This window comes from Pseudomonas sp. 05N434, from assembly GCF_056396965.1.
The window spans coordinates 1-3333 of the sequence record NZ_JBFTMK010000555.1; the positions used below are offsets into that span (position 1 = coordinate 1).

Below are 3333 nucleotides of genomic sequence, written 5' to 3' on the forward strand. Positions count from 1 at the left end.
GTGTGGGCCTGGCCCGTCTGGAATTCATCATCAACCGCATGATCGGCGTGCACCCCAAGGCGCTGTTGAACTACGGTGGCCTGCCGCAGGAAATCAAGGACAGCGTCGACAAGCGCATTGCTGGTTACAACGACCCGGTTGGCTTCTATGTCGACAAACTGGTCGAAGGTATCAGCACCCTGGCGGCAGCGTTCTGGCCGAAAAAGGTCATCGTGCGTCTGTCGGACTTCAAGTCCAACGAATACGCGAACCTGATCGGCGGCAAACTCTACGAGCCGGAAGAAGAAAACCCGATGCTGGGTTTCCGTGGCGCTTCGCGTTACATCAGCGAATCGTTCCGTGACTGCTTCGAGCTCGAATGCCGCGCCCTCAAGCGCGTGCGTAACGAGATGGGCCTGACCAACGTTGAAATCATGGTGCCGTTCGTCCGTACCCTGGGCGAAGCGAGCCAGGTGGTCGATCTGCTGGCTGAAAACGGTCTGGCCCGTGGCGACAACGGTCTGCGCGTGATCATGATGTGCGAACTGCCGTCCAACGCGATCCTGGCTGAAGAGTTCCTCGAGTTCTTCGACGGTTTCTCCATCGGCTCCAACGACCTGACCCAGCTTACCCTGGGCCTGGACCGTGACTCCGGGATCATYGCGCACCTGTTCGACGAGCGTAACCCTGCAGTCAAGAAGCTGCTGGCCAACGCCATTGCCGCGTGCAACAAGGCCGGCAAGTACATCGGTATCTGCGGTCAGGGCCCTTCGGACCACCCGGACCTGGCCAAGTGGCTGATGGAGCAGGGCATCGAAAGCGTTTCGCTGAACCCCGATTCCGTACTGGAAACCTGGTTCTTCCTGGCTGAAGGTCAGGCTTCGGCCTGATGGTGTGAGTGAAAGGGCCGATCTGTGATCGACCCTTTCAGAGATTCAAGTAGGGCGGGCTCCTCTGGATGCCGCCCTTTTTTGTGCAAGAGCATATGCAAAGTAGCAGCAACCTATTTCCTGTCGCCCTGATCAGCGCCGAGCGGCGCGGCGATCTGAGCGAAGACGTCTATCGTTTGAAACCCGGCAACAGCCCCGACGGCACCGTTGAGCTGGCTGTGACACGCCTGGGCCTGGCCGATGAGCCGGCGGTGCGTGGCGTGCCGGTGATTCTGCTGCACGGCAGCTTTTCCAATCGGCGGTTCTGGTTTTCTCCCAAAGGTTTGGGCCTGGGCGCTTACCTGACGCGTCTGGGATTCGATGTGTGGATTCCGGAAATGCGCGGTCACGGCCTGTCTCAGCGCAACCAGAACTATCGCCAGAACAGCGTCGCCGACTATGCGCGTTACGATTTGCCGGCCATTGGCGCGTTCGTGCGCGAGCAAAGCGGCCAGATCCCGCACTGGATCGGCCATTCGCTGGGCGGCATTACCCTCGCCGCGGCGTTGGGCGGCCAGTACCTGGGCGAGCCCGCCGTGGCTTCCGCGGCGTTTTTCGGCACGCAAGTCAGCCGTACTTACTGGCCGTTGAAGTTTCCACCGGTGGAGTGGAGCGGGCGCTTCATTCTCAAGCGTTTTGCCCAACTGTCGGGCTCTCGGCTCAAGCGCGGCCCGGAGGACGAGCCGATAGGCCTGGCCCTGGAAAGCATGCGTTGGTACGGGCTGTTCGGCCGTTTCGGCGATGCCGACAAGGACTGGTGGGCGGGGTTGGCCGAGGTGCAATTGCCGGTGTTGGCCGTGAGCGCCGCGGGCGATCATCAGGACCCGACCTGGGCCTGCCATAAGCTGTTCGATCAAGTCGGGTCCGAGCACAAGCAGTTCATCACCCTTGGCCGCGAGCAAGGCTTTGGCGATAATTTCGGTCACGTGGAAATGCTGGTCAGCAAGGCTGCGCAGGCTGAAGTCTGGCCGTTGGTGGCTCGCTGGTTGGCGGATCAACAGACGCCTTTACTGGGTGAAAAGCCGGATTTGGCCACAGCGATTTGAGCCTGATGCTCTAACAAGGGCATTTCTCTCTGGTCGGCTTGCGGCTAATATGTGACGCATTGAGTGGTTCTGGTCACTTTGAGTGATTGATGCGGTCGCTGTGTTCGTGCGAACGGAGCGATTTGCAACCGTCCAGCCTTGGCCCGAGTATGCTGCATACTCGATTGTCTTCCTTGTTACAGGAGTTTCTCGATGAACCATTACCTCACGCCTGACCTGTGCGACGCCTATCCGGAGCTGGTGCAGGTGCTGGAACCGATGTTCAGCAATTTCGGCGGCCGTGATTCTTTCGGCGGCGAAATCGTGACCATCAAATGTTTCGAAGACAACTCGCGGGTCAAGGAGCAAGTCGAGCTCAAGGGCAACGGCAAGGTGCTGGTGGTCGACGGTGGCGGTTCCCTGCGCCGCGCGCTGTTGGGCGACATGCTGGCCGAGAAAGCCGCGAACAACGGTTGGGAAGGGCTGGTGATCTACGGTTGCATCCGTGACGTCGACGTCATCGCGCAAACTGATCTGGGGGTTCAGGCCCTGGCCAGTCACCCGATGAAAACCGACAGGCGCGGTGTTGGCGATCTCAACGTTGCCGTGACCTTCGCGGGCGTGACCTTTCACCCGGGCCACTACGTTTATGCGGACAACAACGGCGTGATCATCTCGCCAAGCCCGCTGAAAATGCCTGAATAAGCGCTGCCGGCTTTTTGTTTCAAGAATAGGGGTGAGGATGTTCGAGGAAGAAAACGCGCAGTGGGGGCTGGTGCATGCCCTGGTGCTGGACGGTAAAGGCGGTGCGCGTTCGATAGCCCGGACTGAACTCGATGACTTGCAGCTGCAGGCCCACGAAAGCCTGTGGCTGCACTGGGATCGCAGTCACCCGCAAACCCAGACCTGGCTGCGCAAATCCAGCGGGCTGAGTGAATTTAGTTGCGATTTGTTGCTGGAAGAGAACACCCGACCGCGTCTTTTGCCGCTGCCGGACTCTGAACTGCTGCTGTTTCTGCGCGGGGTCAACCTGAATCCGGGCGCGGAGCCGGAAGACATGGTCTCGGTGCGGATCTTCGGTTCGGCTCAACGGGTGATTTCCCTGCGTTTGCGGCCGTTGCGTGCCACCGAAGAGTTGTTGGTGCAACTGGCCGACGGCAAAGGGCCGAGAAGCGCTTCCGAGCTGATCCTGTATATGGCGCAATACCTTACCCATAAAGTGCAGGATCTGGTCGGCGACCTCTCGGAAGTTGTCGATGAGGAAGAAGAAAAGCTGGATGCCGACGAACGGTATACACCTGAGCATGGGGCTGTTTTGCAGATCCGCCGCAGGGCCGCTGGGCTGAAGCGTTTTCTGGCGCCGCAGCGGGATATTTTCGGTCAGCTGACGCGGATAAAAC

General features: G+C 59.7%; 4 protein-coding genes. All 4 read left to right on the plus strand.

Annotated features, from left to right (window positions below; all coding sequences use genetic code 11):
• Positions 1 to 869: putative PEP-binding protein (locus AC1DLB_RS25645; RefSeq protein ID WP_477785883.1), on the plus strand; the 869-nt coding region annotated here is incomplete at its 5' end.
• A 95-nt stretch (positions 870 to 964) separates the two neighbouring features.
• Positions 965 to 1954 carry an alpha/beta fold hydrolase gene (locus tag AC1DLB_RS25650; protein ID WP_018925258.1) on the plus strand — a complete coding sequence of 330 codons (990 nt, stop codon included), beginning with the start codon at positions 965 to 967 and terminating at the stop codon, positions 1952 to 1954.
• A gap of 192 nt (positions 1955 to 2146) precedes the next feature.
• Complete coding sequence (gene rraA / locus AC1DLB_RS25655) at positions 2147 to 2638, plus strand: ribonuclease E activity regulator RraA (RefSeq protein WP_018925259.1); 492 nt, start codon at positions 2147 to 2149, stop codon at positions 2636 to 2638.
• Between the two features lie 37 nt (positions 2639 to 2675).
• A partial coding sequence (locus tag AC1DLB_RS25660) for a CorA family divalent cation transporter (protein WP_477785884.1) occupies positions 2676 to 3333 on the plus strand: 658 nt, incomplete at its 3' end.

Bases quoted from the DNA above. Each gene is read 5' to 3' on its own strand.
- AC1DLB_RS25650 (WP_018925258.1), top strand. From the start codon at position 965: ATGCAAAGTAGCAGCAACCTATTTCCTGTCGCCCTGATCAGCGCCGAG.
- rraA (WP_018925259.1), top strand. From the start codon at position 2,147: ATGAACCATTACCTCACGCCTGACCTGTGCGACGCCTATCCGGAGCTG.